The organism is Sneathiella sp. D3-11 (genome assembly GCF_055809395.1).
Genome location: NZ_CM147911.1, coordinates 252,866 through 272,295 on the forward strand (window position 1 = coordinate 252,866; position 19,430 = coordinate 272,295).

Below are 19,430 nucleotides of genomic sequence, written 5' to 3' on the forward strand. Positions count from 1 at the left end.
TTTGAGAAAGCTGACCCATTTCGATAAAAAGGGTGCGGCCCATATGGTCGATGTGGGCGATAAGGATGTAACAGAACGAGAGGCCACTGCCGCCGCCTGCATCAAGATGGCGCCCGAGACCCTGAAACTCATACAGGATGGCGATGCCAAAAAGGGCGACGTTCTGGGCGTCGCCCGCCTTGCCGGTATAATGGCGGCCAAGAAAACATCGGACCTTATCCCACTTTGCCACCCTCTCGCGCTCAGCAATGTCACGGTCGATTTTACCATTCAGGAAGCAGAGAACATGATTGAGGTTCGTGCCACCTGCAAGCTGAAGGGCCGCACCGGCGTGGAGATGGAGGCGCTTACCGCCGCATCGATAGCCGCGCTCACCATTTATGATATGTGTAAGGCAGTCGATCGCGGCATGACTATTCTCAATACGCGGTTATTAAAGAAAAGCGGCGGCAAATCAGGAACTTATGAAGCATCATGATTTCCGTAGATGAAGCCCGCACAAAAATCCTGAAAGACATTCTTCCCGTTGGAACGGAAGTTGTTGCGCTCAGCGCGGCGGCAGGCCGCGTGATGGCGGAAGATGCCCTCTCCCGCCGGACCCAGCCTCCTGCCGATATGTCTGCGATGGATGGCTTCGCGGTCAAGACAGGCGATCTTAAATCGATCCCGGTGGATCTCAAGATCATCGGGGAAGTCCCCGCAGGTGGCGCCTATGATAAAGAGGTGAAGGCGGGCGAGGCCGTGCGTATTTTCACCGGCGCCCCTCTGCCCCAAGGCACAGACACCATCGTCATTCAGGAAGATACCGACTTCAATGACAACACGGTAACCATTAAGGAACGCGCCGCAAAGGGCACCTATGTCAGACCGGCCGGACTTGATTTTCGTCAAGGCGATGTCGGCCTCACTGCTCCGCGAATTTTAAGCCCGCGGGATATCGGCCTGCTGGCCGCCATGAATATTCCGTGGGTGACTGTCCGGCGTAAGCCGAAGATCGCCTTGCTTTCCACCGGCGATGAACTTGTCCGCCCTGGTGAGCCAATCGGCCCAAACCAGATTATTTCCTCGAACAGCTTGCTTGTCGCGGCACTTATCGAGGCAGCGGGCGGAGAGGCCATTGATCTCGGCATCGCGATGGACAATGCCGAGTCTTTGCGTGAAAAGGTAAAGGACGCCAAATCGGCAGATATGCTTATTACTTTGGGCGGCGCGTCGGTTGGTGATCATGACCTGATCCAGCCGGTTCTCGGCAAGGAAGGGCTTTCCGTAGATTTCTGGAGGATTGCCATGCGCCATGGTAAACCGCTTATGTTTGGCAGCTTCTCCGGCATACCCATGCTCGGTATGCCGGGCAACCCAGTCTCCAGCATGATTTGCAGCTACCTCTTCCTTATCCCGGCACTTGATGCCTTGCGCGGCATTATCCCGCGACGTCCAACGCGGCAGAAGGCCTTACTCGGTCATGCAATGAAAGCAAATGACCAGCGTGAAGACTATATGCGCGCCACTATTACCGGCGAGAAAGACGGTCGGCCCGTTGTTGAGCTGTTCGCAAAGCAAGACAGTTCCATGCTCTCCCCGCTTTCCTCAGCCGATTGCCTGATTGTCCGCGCTCCCTTCGCCGACGCGCTACAAAAAGGGGCAGAGGTTGACATGATCCCGCTTACTCAACCATATCCTGCCGTCTGATGTAACGGCCGTAGCGCTTGCTCTTTTTCCTTGACGGAGAAAGAGAACTTTTATAGAACATTCATGAAATGTTTTTGATTTGTTCTATACGGTGGATTATCATATGCTGACTAAAAAACAGCACCAACTCCTTCTATACATCCATGAATGTCTGGAAAAGCGAGGAGTTTCTCCTTCTTTCGACGAAATGAAGGAAGCGCTTGATTTAAAATCTAAATCCGGCATTCACCGATTGATTACAGGCCTGACAGAACGAGGCTTTATCCGCCGTCTGCCGCATCGTGCGCGGGCACTCGAAGTGTTGAAGCTCCCCGATGATCTCAGAAACAGGATTGCGGCGGACGCGAATATCACCAAAACATCGGGCTCTCCCAAATTGGTCGAGGTTAATTTCGGGCGTGCGAAAGAAGACGCAAGCAGTTCCGTCAATTTGGATGAAGATGGTTCTATTTCTCTCCCGCTTTATGGACGGATCGCTGCCGGTACAGCGATTGAGGCTTTAAGCGACCCCAGCAATTTTGTGAGCGTGCCTGCAGGAATGGTTGGTCTGGGCCGTCATTATTGCTTGGAAGTTGCCGGCGATTCGATGATCGATGCCGGTATTCATGATGGCGATACTGTTATCATCCACGAAAGCGAGACGGCTGAGAACGGCAGGATTGTAGTCGCGCTGATTGATGATAACGAGGTAACTCTCAAGAGGCTCCGGCGCAAAGGCGGCTCCATCGCGCTTGAAGCGGCTAATCCTGATTATGAAACCCGTATTTTTGGTCCCGATCAAGTCAAGGTGCAGGGGCATCTAGTGGGACTGTTCCGCCAATATTAAATTAAATTAGGTCACTCAGCCTTCTCAGGGCGGTTTCGGTATCTTTCCGGCACCCATGGACGGTCACCGCGCAGATCATTGGCTGTGTCAACCTGCAGTTTCCCATCCGACATAAAATAGAGGCTATGTGAACCGCGGCGCCAGAGATCGAACTTATCTATGACGAGTTGCGCATTTTTGCAATTTTTCGGTGCAGGAATGCGGCTCACGATGATATTGGCACGTCGGCAATCCATCTCCACCCCGGACATAGTCTCCGGAAACGCAATCAATTCCGAGTTCTGGCGCAATACACATCCTGAAGGATCACAAACGAGATTTGAGGGTTGTTCATCCACCACATCCATTCCCATAACGAGCCGCCAACGGTCGGCTTCGAACCGGTCCGCCCTTTGGGAGGAGTAGTATGTCTCCCCCTCCCCGGTTTTCAAGGCATAAAGGTTCCCGCTATCAGAGATCAATATATCCGGCGATCGATTACTAAAGATTGTCAGCATAAGGGCTACAAGCATTGGAAGGGCGATCCAACGGACGGGCTGTCGCCAGATAATAAACCATAGCCCAATAAATGTGCCCCCGATCAGTTGGAGCGCTGAAAAAGTTCCGAGATAGAGCACCGCGTCGGGTAAAGTTGCCGTTTCATGCGCTACCCAGAGAATAAGATCAATCCCGCTACCGACAATGCTAAGCGGGAAGGTAAAGTCGAACGGGAGGCCAATAAAGGCCAGAATAACTCCCGGCATAACCCAGAGCCCCATTATTGGTACGGCGAACAGATTGGCAATCAGGCTATAGGTCGCGACCTGACCAAAATGATAAAGTGCAAAGGGTGCTGTCGCGAGTCCCGCGACAAGGGAGGTCAGGGCTACACCAACGATATAGGCCACGCCCCTTCTGATCATTCCGCCGCTTCGCGCAAAGCGGGAGAGAGCCGGTCCGGCTTGCTCGTAAAGGGATATAAGCGCGAACACAGCCGCAAAGGACATTTGGAAACTGGCACTCACCAGGCTTTCCGGAAACAGAATTAGAATAATCACCGCAGCAATCGCAACCATCCGAAGCGAAAGCGCGGTTCTATCGAAACAAATGGCAAGAAAAAGAGCCGCAATCATGATAAAGGCGCGGATGGCTGAAACACTCATCCCGCTAACAAACAGATATCCCGCGAGGCCAATCAGCGCAACAATTGCCGCAACTTTCTTCACCGGATAGTAAAGGGCAATGTAAGGGGAAAGAACCATCAGGAAACGCACAGCGAAGAAAATCAGCCCCCCGATCATCCCCATATGCATACCCGAAATTGCCAACAAATGAGCGAGGCCGGAAAATCGCATGGCATCGAGTTGATCCTCCGGGATTGCCGCCTTGTCGCCGGTCATGATCGCGATGGCAAAGCCTGCATCCTCCGGTGGCGCGTTGGCAATTACGAATTCCGCAATACTTGCTCTTATTTCGGATGATAGGCTCCGCATTCGTGAAAGCAGGCTATGTTCCTGCCCGACAACGTCAACCGCGCTGATGCTATAACCGACAGCGCCGATGGACTTAAAAAAAGAATGTCGCTGGAAATCATAGCCTCATGGATAGGCCGGTTCAGGCGGCGGCAGCAGAACCGCCTTCACTTTAACTATCTGGCCGGGGCTGATTTCCCGGAAATTTGTTCGCGAAGACAGCCGGACATAGGCAAGCGACGGAATATCATTATCTGTTTCGAGCCGCAGATCGCCGATTAGAAATTTTGCGGATTTATAGCTGGTTGATTTTTCAAGGACACGGCCGGTCAGTTCCGTTACCAATTTCTTCTGCAATATTGGCGCAGTAACAATCTCTGTGCGCAGAATTGCCGCCGAAAAACCAATGGAAACAAGACACAACGCCCCAATGAACAAACGAGCCGAAGGAACTGCCCTATCCTTCAGAGCGTAAATCAGGAGCAAGAGAGGGACCGGCAAGTGCAACCCAAGACAGATCAGGCTCAAACAACAGAGAGAAGTAAATAGCAATGCCGGAACCGATCAACGCCGGAAACCAGAGGAACCAACGGGTGCGGTCCCGGAGGAATTGAGCCATCAGATTATCATGGTCAAATAGGCCCAAAAGGCTCATAGCTCGCGCCTTCCAACGGCATACTTGCCCTCTGCCGAGACACAGGGTACAAATGCCTGCTTTTTACTGATCACCCGGATCAATTTTATAACTGACGAATTGCAAAGTAAATTCCTATGACTGTCGTAACACGTTTCGCCCCTTCCCCAACCGGTTTTCTGCATATTGGCGGTGCCCGTACAGCATTGTTCAACTGGCTCTATGCGCGCCACAACAAGGGAAAGTTCCTGCTTCGCATCGAGGATACGGACCGGGAAAGATCTACGGATGCAGCGATTGACGCCATTCTGGAGGGAATGAAGTGGCTGGGTCTCGATTGGGATGAAGAACCAGTTTTTCAGTTCTCCCGACGCGAACGCCATGCCGAGATTGCGCGACAACTACTGGACGAAGGCAAGGCTTACTACTGCTATGCCTCCAAGGAGGAACTTGCGGAAATGCGTGAGATCGCACGGGCTGAAAGCCGTCCGCCCGTCTATGACGGTCGCTGGCGTGATCGCGATCCGTCGGAAGCCCCAAGCGGTGTCGATCCGGTAGTTCGCTTCAAATCACCGAATGAAGGCGTCACCATTGTCCATGATCAGGTTCAGGGCGACGTTACTTTTGCCAATGAACAGCTTGATGACATGATCCTGCTGCGCGCTGATGGAACCCCTACTTATATGCTCTCTGTTGTTGTAGATGACCATGATATGGGTGTGACTGACATTATCCGCGGCGACGATCATCTCACCAACGCCGCGCGACAAAAACAGTTAATTGAGGCGATCGGCTGGCCGGTGCCGAACCACTCCCATATCCCTCTGATTCATGGCCCGGATGGCGCGAAATTGTCAAAACGCCACGGTGCGCTTGGCGTGGAAGCCTATCGTGATATGGGTTACCTGCCCGAAGCGCTCCGAAACTATCTTTTGCGGCTTGGTTGGTCCCATGGAGATGATGAGGTAATCTCGACCGAGCAGGCAATTGAATGGTTTAACCTTGAAAATATTGGAAAATCTGCGGCGCGCTTTGATTTTGCCAAGCTTGAAAATCTGAATGGCAACTATATTCGGCAAGCGGATGATGGCTATCTGACGAGCCTTGTTGCCCCAATTTTAGCCAAAAATACCGGCCATGAGATATCTTCTAATCATCTGAAACTAATAGAAAAAGCCATGAACGGCTTGAAAGAACGCGCAAAATCTGTAAACTCCCTCGCAGAGAGTTCCTTGTTTCTGATTGCCGAGCGACCGCTTGAGCTGGATAAAAAAGCCGAAAGCCTGATTACCGAAGAGGCGCGCGCTGTTCTTATGCGTCTGGCGGACAGATTAGAGACGCTTGATCAATGGAACGGGGATACGGTTGAGGCGGCCGTTCGCGCGGCAACGGAGGCCGAAGACCTCAAGTTAGGGAAAATCGCACAGCCTTTGCGTGCGGCGCTCACTGGAACCACGGTTTCACCCGGCATATTCGATGTTCTGGTCGTTCTGGGCCGGGAACAGTCTATCGGACGAATTCGGGATGTGGTTTCGGAATAAGGTCAACTGCAACGGGGCGCAAATGTACCGACGATAAAATCGTCATATAAAGATGAGAAATTCCACCCGGAATTTTTTTGTAAATACGGGCGCGACAAATGCCTGAAAAACGAAAAGGAAGTGGATGAATGAGTAGCTCTACCGTTACCGGCAATGTCACCCTGTCCGAAGGATCGGACGATAAAACGCTTAGCCTGCCATTAATCGCGGGCAGCGTTGGGCCGTCGGTCATAGATGTGCGCAAATTATATGCCGATACAGGCCATTTCACCTATGATCCAGGGTTCACCTCGACCGCCTCTTGCGATTCTGCGATCACCTATATTGATGGTGATCAGGGCATCCTGATGCATCGTGGCTACAAGATCGAAGAGCTTGCGGAAAAAAGTGACTTTATGGAAGTCTGCTATCTGTTGCTCAAAGGGGAACTTCCTGATGTCGCTCAGAAAGACAAATTCACACATGACATCACCTATCACACCATGCTCCATGAGCAACTGACCCAGTTTTATCGGGGTTTTCGTCGCGACGCACATCCAATGGCCGTGATGGTTGGCGTGGTTGGCGCCCTGTCCGCATTCTATCATGACAGTACGGATATTACCGATCCGACTCAGCGGATGATTGCCAGCTACCGTCTGATCGCAAAAATGCCGACAATCGCGGCAATGGCTTATAAATATTCAGTTGGTCAGCCCTTTATCTACCCGAGCAATGAAATGTCCTATGCGGAAAATTTCCTGCATATGACATTCAGTGTCCCGGCGGAACGCTATAAGCTGTCACCGACTATTGCCCGCGCTATGGACCGGATATTCATCCTTCATGCGGATCATGAGCAAAATGCCTCTACCTCTACAGTACGGCTCGCCGGTTCCTCCGGCGCGAACCCGTTTGCCTGTATTGCGGCCGGTATTGCCTGTCTCTGGGGTCCCGCGCATGGTGGCGCGAACGAGGCCGTGCTCACCATGCTGAATGAAATTGGCAGTGTTGACCGGGTTCAGGAATATATCGCAAAGGCAAAAGACAAAAACGATCCGTTCCGCCTGATGGGCTTTGGTCACAGGGTTTATAAAAACTATGATCCGCGCGCCAAAGTAATGCAGCAGACTTGCTATGAAGTTCTGGATGAACTTGGCATCAAGGACGAGCCAATGCTCAAGTTGGCAATGGAACTTGAGAAGATTGCTCTCGAGGATCCCTATTTTGTTGAGAAAAAGCTCTTCCCGAATGTCGATTTCTATTCCGGCATCATTCTGCAGGCTCTTGGTTTCCCAACCAGCATGTTTACCGTACTGTTCGCTGTTGCCCGCACCGTCGGCTGGGTTGCGCAATGGAACGAGATGATGGAAGATCCATCACAGAAAATCGGGCGTCCGCGTCAGCTTTACACGGGCTATTCCGAACGCCCGTATGTTGATCTGGACAAACGGTAATCACATGAATGATGTCTCGCTCAGAAGCAAGAAAATGGCGCCTTTGGTTGGACCCAAAGGCGCCCATTCTGCGAGACGACTTTATTTTAAGGCGGCGAACGATAACCGGGCGCCGCTTTTTTACCGCATCAGAAAGCTATCCATGATTCTTCTGCCTGCGGCTATGCTGTTATTCTTTGCCGCCGCATGGTATTTCGGCAGCAACTAATCCCCTATTTCCGCTCTATCAACTCGATTTTATAGCCGTCCGGATCCTCAATAAAGGCAATGACGGAACTGCCGTGTTTCATTGGTCCGGGCGGACGCGGAATATTTACTCCTTGCGCCGCCAGCTTATCGCATATCCCATAGATATCCTGAACACCGAGCGCGAGATGGCCAAAGCCGTTTCCTAAATCATAGGGCTCTTCCTGATCCCAGTTGTGGGTCAGTTCAATGACTGCCGTATCCTTTTCCTTTCCATAGCCAACAAAGGCAAGAGTAAATTTCCCACCGGGAAAATCCGTCCGGCGCAGCAATTTCATTTCCAGGTTATTGACGTAAAAATCGATGGATTTGTCTAGATCCTTGACCCGGATCATCGTGTGTAGCAATCGAAAATTGCTGTTGTCAGTGCCACTCATATTATTTTTTCCTTGCGATGAGTTTAAGGATAATCTCCGCTGCCCGCGCCCCGGGGGCTGCGCCGCCCTCGCCCAACTGTAACATGGCCTCCTCATAGGATACAATCTGCTGGGCTCGTTTTTCGTCTGAACGGAAAAGCTCAGCAAGACCTCGCGCCAGATTATCTGCTGTACAGTTCTCCAGTATATATTCGGGCACGGCCTCCCGTTTCAGCAAGATATTCACCAGATTAACATGGTCCAGCTTTACGACGCGACGGGCAATCATATTCGTAATCACGTTCATTCGGTAAGCTATCACGGTTGGCAAACGCGCGAGTGCAAGCTCCAAGGCGACAGTGCCGGAAGCGGCCAGAGCCAAATCTGATGCGGCCATCGCATCAAATTTTTCTGCCTCCCCTTCGACAATAAGAACGTCAGCATCCCAATCAGCAGTTTCCGCTCGGATGATTTCACCCGCACGCCCGATAACCGGTACAACCAAACGGAAATATCCAATCTCGGCCAGCAGTTGCGCCACTGTATCCTTGAAAATGGGAAGATGCCGACTAACTTCCCCGCGCCGGCTTCCCGGCAACATCATCAAAAGTCTTTCCTCCGGCGCGATGCCGTGACGCACGCGAAATGCCGGACCGTCGCCCTTATCCGCACCCGTCTCAATCACTGAATGGCCGACAAAGCTGGCGGGGAGCCCTACTGCTTCAAAATAAGGTGGTTCGAACGGAAGCAACGTCAGGATATGATCATAGAGCGCTGCGACCTTCTTTGCCCGGCCCGGGCGCCAAGCCCAGACCGACGGCGCAACATAATGCACCTTCGGAAAGGAAGTTCCAGCCAACTTTCGTGTCACGCGAAAGCTGAAATCCGGCGCATCGACTGTTATAAAAATATCTGGGGCAACGCGTTTGACCTCTGCCGCAGTCTGATCAATTCGTTTCAGGAGTTTCGGCAATCTGGGCAGAACCTCAAACAGGCCCATCACGCTCAGTTCTTCCATCGGAAAGAGGCTTTCAAGCCCCTCCGCCGCCATGAGTGGGCCACCAACTCCGAAAAATTCCAAGTCTGGCGCCTGCTCCTTCAGCCCATTCATAAGCCGCGCGGCAAGCGCATCGCCAGAGGGTTCCCCGGCCAGCATAAAAACCCGGCGATGGGTCCCCTTACTCATTTTATTATGTTTTTCGGATCAAGCCCGACCACGAATAATCCGGCCTCATTTGCCCGGCGTAGGGTTTCCTTCAAATCAAGGACGAGCGTCAATCCCGCCTCTACCGCAATACCACGCAAATGAGCCTTCGCTGCGAGGGAGACCGTTTCCGGGCCAATGGTCGGCATATCCGCTGCCAATTCCTGGCCCGGCTTGGATAGCTTGACGAGGACGCCGGCAGGTTCATCCCAGGCAAACTCCGAAGTCCGCATTAAAAGCTTATCCGTCCCCTCGGCAGCTTCAACTGCCAATACATAGCCGTCCCGGATAATTGCAGCCTGACCGATATCAAGCGCGCCAACGGCCTTTACTATACGAATACCGGCGGCGATGTCCGCCTCATCCCCAGCTGATGGAGTGACTTTACCAAGACACCCAGTCGCCACCAGCAAGTCTGTCGCCAGTTCATGGACGCCAACAACGGTAAACCCCTTGTCCTTCACATAAGTGGTGATGGCCCTCATCAGACCGTCATCCCCTTTACGCGCCGCGCCGGTAATCCGACCGAGGAGCTTTACCCCCTCCATATCCGGCACTAGATTTTTAAGGTCTGGACGCTTCACCGGTCCGGCGAGCGTAATATGGGTGCAATTTTCGCGGGACAAAGCTTTCAGGAAACGACCCACCTTCGTAATCCGGATTACTTCGTGAGGGAAATCAGCATATTGCGCAGGATCTGCCTCCCCCTCAACGAGAAGAAGATATGGTGCCTCCCCACGCGCACGTAATGTAGAGGCCAGAGCAAGAGGCAGGCTGCCGCTTCCAGCAATAATCCCGACACGCATGCTCGTTGCGTTATTCTGGCTGACAGAATCCACGCTTTGTTTCTTCATTGATGAATTTTAAAACCGTTTGCACGGAAGGGAAACCAGCAAATTCTTCTGGCACAGACTTGCAACGATCCGCAAAGGTGCCTTCCCCGGTAAACATGTATTTATACGCGCTGCGCAGGGCATGAATATCATCCCGCAAAAACCCTCGTCGTTTCATTCCGGTAAGATTGAGGCCGCCAAGGGTTGCCCGATTTCCGGTTGCCGATCCAAAAGGAATTACATCCGTCTCAACGCCGGACGCCCCGCCGATCATTGCATGTTCCCCGATACGGACAAACTGATGTACCGCAGAAAGACCGCCGATAATAACGAAATCGCCAAGTTCAACATGCCCACCCAAGGTCGCATTATTCACAAGGATAACCTGATCCCCAAGAATACAGTCATGCGCAACATGGGAACCGATCATAAGCAGGCATTGATTACCAATCTCGGTTCGCATGCCGCCCCCCTCAGTTCCGGGGTTTATCGTGACATGCTCGCGAATTATACAGTTTTCACCAATCGTGAGTTTTGATGGTTCGCCGGAGTATTTCAGATCCTGCGGCGCATGCCCGACGGAAGCAAACGGAAATATGGTTGTGCCTTGCCCGATAAGGGTATGGCCATCCACTGCGACATGCGATTTCAGATTCACATTCGCTTCAAGCGTGACATCCTTGCCGACAACACAAAAGGGGCCGACAATCGCATCCGAATGAACCGACGCACCGTCTTCAATAATTGCTGTCTGGTGAATATTGCCCATTCAGTATCCAGTTACCTTCACAAATCAGATTAAACTATTGCGCTATAGCTAACGCAGAACAGACCGGATCACAAATCAAGCTGTGTTACAACCAGTTACCTGTTATTTTAGTCGACGATCATCGCGGAAAAATCAGCTTCCGCTACCTTTTTGCCGTCTACGAGAACTTCGCCTGAAAAGCGCCAGACGGCCCCCCTGCTCTGCTTAACTTTTACCTGCACATGCATTGTGTCGCCGGGCGTTACGGGTTTGCGAAAACGAGCGTTGTCGATTGACATAAAGAGGACTTGCTTTCCCCGAGAATCCCCACCAAGAGTTTTGATGACGAGAACACCCGCTGTCTGCGCCATTGATTCCACAATCATCACGCCGGGCATAATTGGTCGTCCCGGAAAATGCCCCTGAAATTGCGGCTCATTCATTGTTACATTCTTGATACCCGTCGCCGAGACTCCTGGAACGATATCCACCAGCCGATCTACCAGCAAGAGTGGATAGCGATGCGGTATCATTTCCATAACTTTTAGAATATCGAGGGTGTCGGCCGTATCTGAGGAAGAATTTTCAGTCATGTTACAGAGCCTTTGTTTTTCGATAATTTACTCAAAATCGCCATCTGGCGGAAAAACTGTTTCCGGGGTCGCGCCGGAAAGCCAGCATAAATCTCACCCGCCGGGATATCTGATATAACGCCAGACTTTGCCGAGATTTGGGCACCACGCCCGATCCTGATATGGCCAGCCAAACCGACCTGCCCTCCGATGACAACCTGGTCTTCAATGACTGTACTGCCGGAAATTCCCGTTTGCGCGGCAATAATCACGCCATTGCCAATGGTGACATTATGCCCCACCTGCACAAGATTATCGAGCCAAGTGTTATCACCGATAACTGTATCCGGCCCGGAGCCTCTATCAATCGCCGTATTGGCACCAAACTCACAGTTTGATCCGATTATTACCCGTCCGAGCTGAGGTATCTTAATGTTTCCCGTTGCATCCGGCGCAAACCCAAATCCATCCTGCCCTACTTTCACGCCGTTATACATGACGACGTTATCGCCAATATGGCAGTAGCTCAGGACTGAGCCAGCACCGATCCGGCAATTATCTCCAATGCGAATACTCTTGTTCAATACTGCATGTGGACCGATGATAGCGTTAGCACCGACGACAACGTCATCCTCGATAACGGCATATGGCCCAATGGACGCGTTCTCTCCAATTTCTGCGGTGGGAGAGATTATCGCCGTCGGATGGACACCGCCGTCGCCCAGCCTAGGAGCATAGAATTTATTGGCAATCCGCGCATAGGCCTTATAGGGATTTTCCGCAACTAGAATGGCGAGACCTTTCGGAAACTTTTTAAGGGCCTTGCTGCTCGCGATACAGGCAGTCGCATTGGTATTAAGAAATTTCTCTAGATATTTTGGATTGCTGAGAAATGTAAGGTCACCCTCTCCTGCCTGATCGAGAGGACGAACATCAGAAATCATAATATTTGGATCAACGCCGGGTGCCAGTTCAATGTCCGGAATTTTAGCAAGTTCCGCAAGTGAAAATGGTCCCGAGACCCGATAAAAATGTGGATCAGGCATCAGCTTTTCTTCAACGGTACAATTTCAACCTTGATCTTCTTAAGACCCTTGTTCAGCCGTTCCATTACCTTTTGTGTTACTTCAAGAGGCTTTTCCACAAACAAGACTTCACTGACATCAAGAACCAGAGCCGCGCCATTCTCATCCATCACTTCACGAATAATTGGCAACATCTGCTGCCTAACATCATCAAGTGCCTTCACCCGACTGAGCTGTAGCTGTCTGTTCTTTTCCTGTACTTCGACCCGAAATTTAGCAGCCTTACGGTTAAAATCAGTTTGTTTCTTTGAATAAGCCTCAGGCGTTACAAGAGTTTTCTGCCGTTCTATCTGTGTCCGCTCGTCTTTAAGTTTTTTCTCTGCTGCTGCCAGATCCGCACTCACTTTCTCCTCATACGTCTTTACTTGAGCGTTTATGTCTTTAACAACGTCCAGTTCACGCATGACCTTTTGCATGTCAATAACGCCAATAATCACCGATGAAGTTGACTGCGCAACACTTATATGGGGAAACCCAAATAAGAGACAGCAAAGTGCAATGGATATTTGAGCTAATCTGCGGATCATAGTCCCTTTCCTAGAATCGTGTTCCAAAATCAAACTGGAAAACCTCATCCTTATCATAATCTTCCTTCAGTATGGGAACTGCGACATTTATTTGAATTGGTCCGAAGGGTGACACCCAGTTAAGACCAACGCCAACTGCGGCTCTTATGCTGGGACTATCGACAATTCCAGGGTCACTGTCGTCGATTCCCGTCAAAGTACCTACATCAATAAAGGTTCGGCCAAGAACACCGTATTCATCGGGAAGTCCGACCGGAAAACGAAGCTCTGAAGAAGCTACAAAATAGGCGTTACCACCAAGAGCATCTCCTGATGCGATATCTCGCGGCCCAATTCCCCGGCTTTCAAACCCGCGGAAGTTACGTCCCCCGACATTATATCGCTGCGCCAAGATAACATCTTCGCCAAGCCCGAAGATATACCCACCCGTTACACCAGCACTTAACACAACGTCATTTTCATAGACAGGGAAAAACCGGATATAGCTTGCATTTGTAGCAAGAGAACGGACGTCCCCGCCCAGACCGGAAATTATCTGTCCGAAAGTGTATTTACTACCTGTTGTCGGTAATAATGTATCATCCAGATCACTGATCGTAATTGTATATCCAACTGAAGAAATCAAATATTCCCCGGATGCCTTCTGGATACTAACGGGCGCGGTAGACTGCACGTTGTCAATTTTTTCATTTACCAAACTATAAAAAACATCGCCCCGGATATTTTCTTTAATCGGAAAACCGGACCTGAGAGTAAAGCCTGTACGTTCCAGATCATATCCACTCTCATCCTGATAATCGCGAACTGTCCTGAATATATCAAAACCGGCACTCAAATCACGATTAAGGAAATAGGGCTCCGTAAATCCAATATCGATTGTCTGGCTGTCAGAACCAATTGAGATACCAAACCGCAAATCCTGCCCACGGCCTAGAAGGTTCCGTTCGCGAATTTGCAGGTCTGCCGATACGGAATCTGTTGTGGAGAAACCTGCTCCGACGCTAAGCTCACCGGTTGATTTTTCCTGCACATCGACATTAATGATTGTTTTATCGGCATCCGTTCCCTCATCCTGGGTTACTTCAACTTTCTCGAAGAAATCCAAACCTCGAACACGGGATTGAGAGAGCCGCAACAGAGCCGTGTTAAAGGCATCCCCTTCGGCAAGTTTCATCTCACGCCGGATAACATAATCAAGGGTCCGGACGTTGCCCGTTATATTAATTCGCTCTACATAGACCCGTGGGCCCTTGTTTATTTCATAGGTAACAGAAATTTTCAGATTTTCACGATCACGGTCAATACGAGGGCGAACATTTACGAATGCGTAACCAAGTTTACCAAGTTCAAAGGTTATCTTCTGGATGGTATCTTCTATCTTGTCAGCATTATAGGTATCGCCTTCGACGGTCGTCACCTGCGCCATCAACGCTTCAGATGAGATTTCCTTGATCTCACTCTTGACGTCGATTGCGCCAAATTGATACTTCAGCCCCTCTTCAACGGCAAAAGTAATGAAAAACCCATCCCTGTCCGGCGTCAATTCCGCAATTGCCGAGACCACACGGAAATCGGCATATCCTTTGGAAAGATAGTATTTACGCAATAATTCTCGGTCAAAGGTCAGGCGGTCCGGATCATAGGTATCCGAATCTGAGAGAAAATTATACCAGCGACTTTCTTCCGTTGAAATCTCGCTCAGCAGTTGACTGTCACTGAAATTTTTATTTCCGTAAAAACGGATTTTCTTGATTCCCGTCTCTTCGCCCTCATTGATCTCAAAGACAAGGTCAACCCGGTTCTCAGGAAGAAGAATAACTTTCGGTTCAACAGTTGCCGCGAAACGGCCACTGCGCCGATACACCGTAATAATGCGCTGCACATCATTCTGCACCCTTGCACGGGTATAGACAATTCGCGGTCGAAGTTGAATTTCCGCACTCAGCGTCTCATCTTCAATACGGCGGTTTCCCTCAAATGCCAGTCGGTTGATAATGGGGTTTTCAACAACATCCACAATCAAAACCGTGCCATCCTGACGAATGGAAACATCCGCAAACAGACCCGTATTAAAGAGCGCCTTGAGAGAGCGATCAACACGAGAACGATCATAAGGCGTTCCGGCCGTAACCAACAGATAGGATTTTACCGTGTCATCCTCGATCCGCTGGTTTCCCTCAACCCGAACTTCGGAAATAATAACTGATGATTGCGCGTGGACAGGCGGGCTGATAGACAGCGTCGCCGAGAGCGTCGCAAAGGCGAACACTACAAAAAATACAAAAACGCGCAAAATCCCACCCCCTGAGCGGACAGCCTCAATTAACGTAGTTCATTTTTATCAGACCTGACCTGTCAGGAAAACAAGCCTGTGAAAAAATCTTTCACCCACGGTTTGTTTATATCATTCCATGTGGCAAATACCATTAGCATCAGTACGAGTGATAGTCCAATTCTGAAACTAAAATCCATGGCTTTTGCAGACGGGGGCTTACCGCGCACAGCCTCATAGGCATAAAAGGCAAGATGACCGCCGTCGAGCATCGGCACCGGAAACAGGTTTATCAGGCCCAGACTGATAGAAACAAAGATCATAAAGTTAAAAAGCGAAAGGGCATTATCGAGCAATCCCTCTCCCCGTTTCGCCGCGTCACCAGACATTTTTAGAATGCCGAGGGGGCCGCTCAGTTCCTTCGTGTCCCGCGTTCCTGCGAACATCTGCCCAACACCTTTCAGTGTTGCTGTCGTGATAAACCATGTCTGATCGACGGCACTCACAAGGGCACCGACAGGGCCGTGCTTTACAAACTCTCGCCCCGTTGACACAATCCCGAGGCGACCAATGCGCTGGACATTGCCATCGGCGTCAATTTGCTCAACAATATGTGGCGTGACGGACAAATCGATAATACGCCCGTCCCGATCGACCTTCATTTTGAGAGGCTCATCGAGCCCAACGAGAACCGTTCGGCGAAGCTCCTCAAAACTGCTAATATTAGAGCCATTTACAGATAAAATGCGATCGCCGACCTCGATACCTGCTTCTGCAGCGGCGCTCTCAGCCTGAACCTCTCCAGCGACCGGCGGGGTCTGTGCCTGGCCAAGCGCCATAAAAAGGATCGCCATAGCAACAATTGCAAAGATGAAATTGGCGGCGGGTCCGGCAAAAACAATCGCTGTGCGTTGAAGTAACGATTTATGATGGAAGCTGACTTTCTTCTCTTCATCGGACATGTTATCAACCTCGTCCGAGGCATCGCTCGCAACACCGGCGTCTCCATGAAACTTTACATATCCACCAAACGGAACGGCGCAGACTTTCCATCGACACCCATTTTTATCATAGCGCCCCCACAGCTCAGGGCCGAAGCCGATCGCAAAGGCATCAACCTTCACACCGCAAAGACGCGCCACCTTGTAATGGCCATACTCATGGACAAACACAAGAACCGTGATAACGACAACAAATGCCGGGATGTAAATCCAGTTATCTATCAGAAAATTCATGTAACTCTATGCTCTCGATTTCCGCTTAGATTGATGCAATAATGGCCCGCGCGATTTCCCGACTTTGCCTATCGCATTCAAATATATCTTCAATCTGGGCCAATTCGACGACCTGCGCACGACTCAAGCATTCTTCGACTACTGACGCGATATCCAAAAACCCGATTTCGCCGGTCAGAAAGCTTTGAACCGCCACTTCATTAGAAGCATTTAAGGTCGTTGGCGCCGATTTTCCAGTGTTAAGCGCTTCCCGCGCCAGCCTTATCGCGGGAAATCTAGCAGTATCCGGTTCACAAAACGTCAACGATCCAGTCTTTGCAAGATCCAGTCGCTCGGCAGGGAAGCAGTGCCGCTCCGGCCAGCCAAGTGTGTAGGAAATTGGCGTCCGCATATCCGGTGCGCCCATCTGCGCCAGAACAGAGCCATCGCGATACTCCACCATGCTATGGATTACGGATTGCGGATGAATGAGGATATCAATTTTTTCTGGTGCGACAGGAAACAACCGAACTGCCTCGATATATTCCAGCCCCTTGTTCATCATGGTCGCGCTGTCGATCGATATTTTGGCCCCCATATCCCAATTGGGGTGAGCAAGCGCCTGAGCGCGCGTGACAGACTTCATTTGATCGAAGGTAAGATCAATAAACGGCCCACCGGAAGCCGTCAGGACCAACCGCTCCACACTATCGATCTGATCAAAATCCAACACCTGAAAAATAGCGTTATGCTCGCTGTCCACCGGTAGAAGCGTTGCGCCGTACTTTTTTACATCCCCTAGTACAAGATCACCGCTGCAGACCAATGCCTCCTTATTCGCGAGGGCGATGATCGAGCCAGTTCGGATTGCGGCAAGCGCTGGCGCTAACCCCGCCGCCCCAACAATGGCAAGCATTACCCAATCAACTTTCCGACTCGCCGCCGCAATCAGGGCGTCCCTTCCTGCGGCAACCTCGACGCCACTTCCCTCGAGAGATGATTTGAGTTCTGCATATTTACTTTCATCGGCGATAACTGCGAGGCCTGCGCCAAACTGCCGTGCCTGTTCCGCGAGAAGAGTAACATTTTCATTGGCCGTCAACACATCGACAGAAAATTTACCCGGAGCGCCCGCGACTAAATCCAGCGTGCTCACACCGACAGACCCGGTCGAGCCAAATATACTGACGCGCCTGACTCCAGGTTTAGTATTCGGAGAAGTATCCGCCGCTGCGGCGCTCATACTCATCACGATACTCCATTCATAAACATGATAATTACCATTAATACTGGTGCCGTAAGGAATACACCGTCCAATCGATCCATCACGCCACCATGACCGGGGATCAGATTACTCGCATCTTTAATCCCGAAGTGGCGCTTCCAAGCGGATTCAGCGAAATCGCCCATTTGAGCCAGAATAGCACAGATTGCGCCAAGTCCCAGTATCCAGATTGTCGCAACCTGCCCGTCCACGAGATAGCGATTAACAAGATAAGCAACAATCATGGCAGAAATAATACCGCCGATCAGGCCGGCCCATGTTTTATTCGGGCTTATCGCAGGAGCAATTTTTGGTCCGCCAATCGTTTTACCGCTGAAATACGCGCCGATATCCGTGGCCCAAATAACCAAAAACAATCCAAGAGTAACAGCAAAACCCATGTCCGGAATACCGCGCAGCATCAAAAGCGCCAAAACCGGCAAGCCGATACAGAAGGGACCGATCCATGCCCAAATCAGACGATCCTTTTTCTTAAGGGTAATGGCCGCAAAGACAACTAAGACAGAACCTAAGATAATTACTGCAATACTTTGAAATAATTCATATTTATACGCAAAAATTATTGCACCGACAATACTTGCAGCCGTCAAAAAGGTCAAAATGCCCGGTGATTTTTCGAGCGATGCATGACACCATTCATAGGCCATGATCAAAGCCGCGCCGACGAGAAAGAGAAGAAAACAAAGCCCGCCATAATAAAGCGCCGCAACTGCGATGGGCGCAAGAACAAGGGCAGAAATCACCCTTTGCTGCAGAGAAGTCAAAGATGATAACAGCACTTAAAGCGCCCCGTACCTGCGGTTCCGGCTTCCATACTCTTCAACCGCCGCAAGCAATTCCTGCCGTCGAAAATCAGGCCAGAGGACATCCAGAAAAACAAATTCAGTATAGGCACATTGCCAAAGCAGGAAATTGCTCAACCGTTGTTCCCCGCTGGTCCGGATCAAAAGATCTGGCTCCGGGAGATCCGCCGTTTCAAGATGGCGTGCAACCATGTTTTCATCGATATCTTCTGGGGATATTTCACCGTCCTTGATTTTCTCACCCAGGGCCTTCATCGCTCCGACAATTTCTGCATGACTGCCATAGCTAAGGGCGAGGGTCAGGGTGAGTTTACTATTGTCCTTGGTCCGAACCTTCAACTCTTCAATCAGATCTTGAATATCTTGGGGTAATTTATTGGTATTACCGATAAACTTTACCCGAATCCCGGCATCACAAAGGGCCTTGATTTCCTTCTGGAAGAAGTAGCGAAAGAGGCCCATCAAATGGTTTATCTCTTCGACGGGCCGGCTCCAGTTTTCAGACGAAAATGCAAACAGAGTCAGGTAGCGGATGCCGAGTTCATTACATCCCTTAAGCGCCTCTCGCACGGCCTCGGCTCCCTGCTCATGCCCACGCAGGCGCTTTAGAGAACGTTTCGCCGCCCAGCGTCCGTTCCCGTCCATGATAATCGCAACATGTTCCGGAATGATAGTTGTGCCGGTTTCGGCAGAAGGTACAACTGTCAT

At 50.8% G+C, this 19,430-nt stretch carries 20 protein-coding genes; 5 read left to right on the forward strand and 15 right to left on the reverse strand.

Annotation, left to right across the window (positions count from 1 at the left end; all coding sequences use genetic code 11):
• The first annotated feature begins 1 nt into the window (after position 1).
• The 3 genes from moaC (at position 2) to lexA (ending at position 2,515) form a co-directional block, all read left to right on the forward strand.
• Entirely contained in the window at positions 2 to 478 is a 477-nt protein-coding gene (moaC, locus tag AC0L73_RS01280; protein WP_473654686.1) for a cyclic pyranopterin monophosphate synthase MoaC, read from the forward strand.
• Entirely contained in the window at positions 475 to 1,689 is a 1,215-nt protein-coding gene (locus tag AC0L73_RS01285) for a molybdopterin molybdotransferase MoeA (RefSeq protein ID WP_473654687.1), read from the forward strand. Before moaC ends, AC0L73_RS01285 begins: the two co-directional genes overlap by 4 nt.
• 103 nt (positions 1,690 to 1,792) lie before the next feature.
• On the forward strand, positions 1,793 to 2,515 hold the full coding sequence (lexA, locus tag AC0L73_RS01290) for a transcriptional repressor LexA (protein WP_227952172.1): 723 nt from the start codon (positions 1,793 to 1,795) through the stop codon (positions 2,513 to 2,515).
• A gap of 11 nt (positions 2,516 to 2,526) precedes the next feature.
• On the opposite strand, the gene AC0L73_RS01295 is transcribed toward lexA, so the two are convergent.
• The 3 genes from AC0L73_RS01295 to AC0L73_RS01305 form a co-directional block, all read right to left on the reverse strand.
• Entirely contained in the window at positions 2,527 to 3,987 is a 1,461-nt protein-coding gene (locus AC0L73_RS01295; RefSeq protein ID WP_473654688.1) for a ComEC/Rec2 family competence protein, read from the reverse strand.
• A 105-nt stretch (positions 3,988 to 4,092) separates the two neighbouring features.
• Positions 4,093 to 4,518: a DUF4131 domain-containing protein gene (locus AC0L73_RS01300; protein ID WP_473654689.1), complete on the reverse strand. Its 426-nt coding sequence runs from the start codon at positions 4,516 to 4,518 to the stop codon at positions 4,093 to 4,095.
• On the reverse strand, positions 4,424 to 4,621 hold the full coding sequence (locus AC0L73_RS01305) for a hypothetical protein (protein ID WP_473655474.1): 198 nt from the start codon (positions 4,619 to 4,621) through the stop codon (positions 4,424 to 4,426). The genes AC0L73_RS01300 and AC0L73_RS01305 overlap by 95 nt, the downstream gene beginning before the upstream one ends.
• 116 nt (positions 4,622 to 4,737) lie before the next feature.
• Between AC0L73_RS01305 and gltX the strand changes: the two genes are divergently transcribed.
• A complete protein-coding gene (gene gltX / locus AC0L73_RS01310) occupies positions 4,738 to 6,141 on the forward strand; it encodes a glutamate--tRNA ligase (protein ID WP_473654690.1) in 1,404 nt (467 codons plus the stop codon).
• Positions 6,142 to 6,269: 128 nt separating this feature from the next.
• Entirely contained in the window at positions 6,270 to 7,577 is a 1,308-nt protein-coding gene (gene gltA, locus AC0L73_RS01315; RefSeq protein ID WP_473654691.1) for a citrate synthase, read from the forward strand.
• Between the two features lie 212 nt (positions 7,578 to 7,789).
• Here gltA and gloA read toward each other — a convergent pair whose 3' ends face one another.
• The 12 genes from gloA to AC0L73_RS01375 all read right to left on the reverse strand — a co-directional run bounded on the left by gloA (position 7,790) and on the right by AC0L73_RS01375 (position 19,430).
• A complete protein-coding gene (gene gloA / locus AC0L73_RS01320; RefSeq protein WP_473654692.1) occupies positions 7,790 to 8,200 on the reverse strand; it encodes a lactoylglutathione lyase in 411 nt (136 codons plus the stop codon).
• 1 nt (position 8,201) lies between these two features.
• On the reverse strand, positions 8,202 to 9,365 hold the full coding sequence (gene lpxB / locus AC0L73_RS01325; protein ID WP_473654693.1) for a lipid-A-disaccharide synthase: 1,164 nt from the start codon (positions 9,363 to 9,365) through the stop codon (positions 8,202 to 8,204).
• A complete protein-coding gene (locus AC0L73_RS01330) occupies positions 9,362 to 10,237 on the reverse strand; it encodes an LpxI family protein (RefSeq protein WP_227952178.1) in 876 nt (291 codons plus the stop codon). Before AC0L73_RS01330 ends, lpxB begins: the two co-directional genes overlap by 4 nt.
• Positions 10,200 to 10,985, reverse strand: a complete 786-nt coding sequence (gene lpxA, locus AC0L73_RS01335; RefSeq protein WP_227952179.1) for an acyl-ACP--UDP-N-acetylglucosamine O-acyltransferase — start codon at positions 10,983 to 10,985, stop codon at positions 10,200 to 10,202. The genes AC0L73_RS01330 and lpxA overlap by 38 nt, the downstream gene beginning before the upstream one ends.
• A gap of 107 nt (positions 10,986 to 11,092) precedes the next feature.
• Positions 11,093 to 11,557, reverse strand: coding sequence for a 3-hydroxyacyl-ACP dehydratase FabZ (fabZ, locus tag AC0L73_RS01340; protein WP_227952180.1), 465 nt, complete (start codon positions 11,555 to 11,557; stop codon positions 11,093 to 11,095).
• Positions 11,554 to 12,582 carry a UDP-3-O-(3-hydroxymyristoyl)glucosamine N-acyltransferase gene (gene lpxD, locus AC0L73_RS01345; RefSeq protein ID WP_473654694.1) on the reverse strand — a complete coding sequence of 343 codons (1,029 nt, stop codon included), beginning with the start codon at positions 12,580 to 12,582 and terminating at the stop codon, positions 11,554 to 11,556. Before lpxD ends, fabZ begins: the two co-directional genes overlap by 4 nt.
• Positions 12,582 to 13,148, reverse strand: coding sequence for an OmpH/Skp family outer membrane protein (locus AC0L73_RS01350; RefSeq protein WP_473654695.1), 567 nt, complete (start codon positions 13,146 to 13,148; stop codon positions 12,582 to 12,584). Before AC0L73_RS01350 ends, lpxD begins: the two co-directional genes overlap by 1 nt.
• 10 nt (positions 13,149 to 13,158) lie before the next feature.
• Positions 13,159 to 15,441, reverse strand: coding sequence for an outer membrane protein assembly factor BamA (bamA, locus tag AC0L73_RS01355; RefSeq protein WP_473654696.1), 2,283 nt, complete (start codon positions 15,439 to 15,441; stop codon positions 13,159 to 13,161).
• A 62-nt stretch (positions 15,442 to 15,503) separates the two neighbouring features.
• Positions 15,504 to 16,655 (reverse strand): RIP metalloprotease RseP, encoded by a 1,152-nt coding sequence (gene rseP, locus AC0L73_RS01360; RefSeq protein ID WP_227952184.1) that lies wholly within the window; start codon positions 16,653 to 16,655, stop codon positions 15,504 to 15,506.
• A gap of 25 nt (positions 16,656 to 16,680) precedes the next feature.
• Positions 16,681 to 17,883 carry a 1-deoxy-D-xylulose-5-phosphate reductoisomerase gene (gene dxr, locus AC0L73_RS01365; RefSeq protein ID WP_227952185.1) on the reverse strand — a complete coding sequence of 401 codons (1,203 nt, stop codon included), beginning with the start codon at positions 17,881 to 17,883 and terminating at the stop codon, positions 16,681 to 16,683.
• Entirely contained in the window at positions 17,883 to 18,698 is an 816-nt protein-coding gene (locus AC0L73_RS01370) for a phosphatidate cytidylyltransferase (RefSeq protein WP_473654697.1), read from the reverse strand. The genes dxr and AC0L73_RS01370 overlap by 1 nt, the downstream gene beginning before the upstream one ends.
• Positions 18,699 to 19,430 (reverse strand): isoprenyl transferase, encoded by a 732-nt coding sequence (locus AC0L73_RS01375; protein ID WP_227952187.1) that lies wholly within the window; start codon positions 19,428 to 19,430, stop codon positions 18,699 to 18,701.

Coding starts and splice junctions, on each gene's coding strand:
- AC0L73_RS01285 (WP_473654687.1), top strand. CDS start 475: ATGATTTCCGTAGATGAAGCCCGCACAAAAATCCTGAAAGACATTCTT.
- lexA (WP_227952172.1), top strand. CDS start 1,793: ATGCTGACTAAAAAACAGCACCAACTCCTTCTATACATCCATGAATGT.
- AC0L73_RS01295 (WP_473654688.1), bottom strand. CDS start 3,987: ATGCGGAGCCTATCATCCGAAATAAGAGCAAGTATTGCGGAATTCGTA.
- AC0L73_RS01305 (WP_473655474.1), bottom strand. CDS start 4,621: ATGAGCCTTTTGGGCCTATTTGACCATGATAATCTGATGGCTCAATTC.
- gltX (WP_473654690.1), top strand. CDS start 4,738: ATGACTGTCGTAACACGTTTCGCCCCTTCCCCAACCGGTTTTCTGCAT.
- gltA (WP_473654691.1), top strand. CDS start 6,270: ATGAGTAGCTCTACCGTTACCGGCAATGTCACCCTGTCCGAAGGATCG.
- gloA (WP_473654692.1), bottom strand. CDS start 8,200: ATGAGTGGCACTGACAACAGCAATTTTCGATTGCTACACACGATGATC.
- lpxB (WP_473654693.1), bottom strand. CDS start 9,365: ATGAGTAAGGGGACCCATCGCCGGGTTTTTATGCTGGCCGGGGAACCC.
- AC0L73_RS01330 (WP_227952178.1), bottom strand. CDS start 10,237: ATGAAGAAACAAAGCGTGGATTCTGTCAGCCAGAATAACGCAACGAGC.
- lpxA (WP_227952179.1), bottom strand. CDS start 10,985: ATGGGCAATATTCACCAGACAGCAATTATTGAAGACGGTGCGTCGGTT.
- fabZ (WP_227952180.1), bottom strand. CDS start 11,557: ATGACTGAAAATTCTTCCTCAGATACGGCCGACACCCTCGATATTCTA.
- lpxD (WP_473654694.1), bottom strand. CDS start 12,582: ATGCCTGATCCACATTTTTATCGGGTCTCGGGACCATTTTCACTTGCG.
- AC0L73_RS01350 (WP_473654695.1), bottom strand. CDS start 13,148: ATGATCCGCAGATTAGCTCAAATATCCATTGCACTTTGCTGTCTCTTA.
- rseP (WP_227952184.1), bottom strand. CDS start 16,655: ATGAATTTTCTGATAGATAACTGGATTTACATCCCGGCATTTGTTGTC.
- dxr (WP_227952185.1), bottom strand. CDS start 17,883: ATGAGTATGAGCGCCGCAGCGGCGGATACTTCTCCGAATACTAAACCT.
- AC0L73_RS01375 (WP_227952187.1), bottom strand. CDS start 19,430: ATGACAGTTGTACCTTCTGCCGAAACCGGCACAACTATCATTCCGGAA.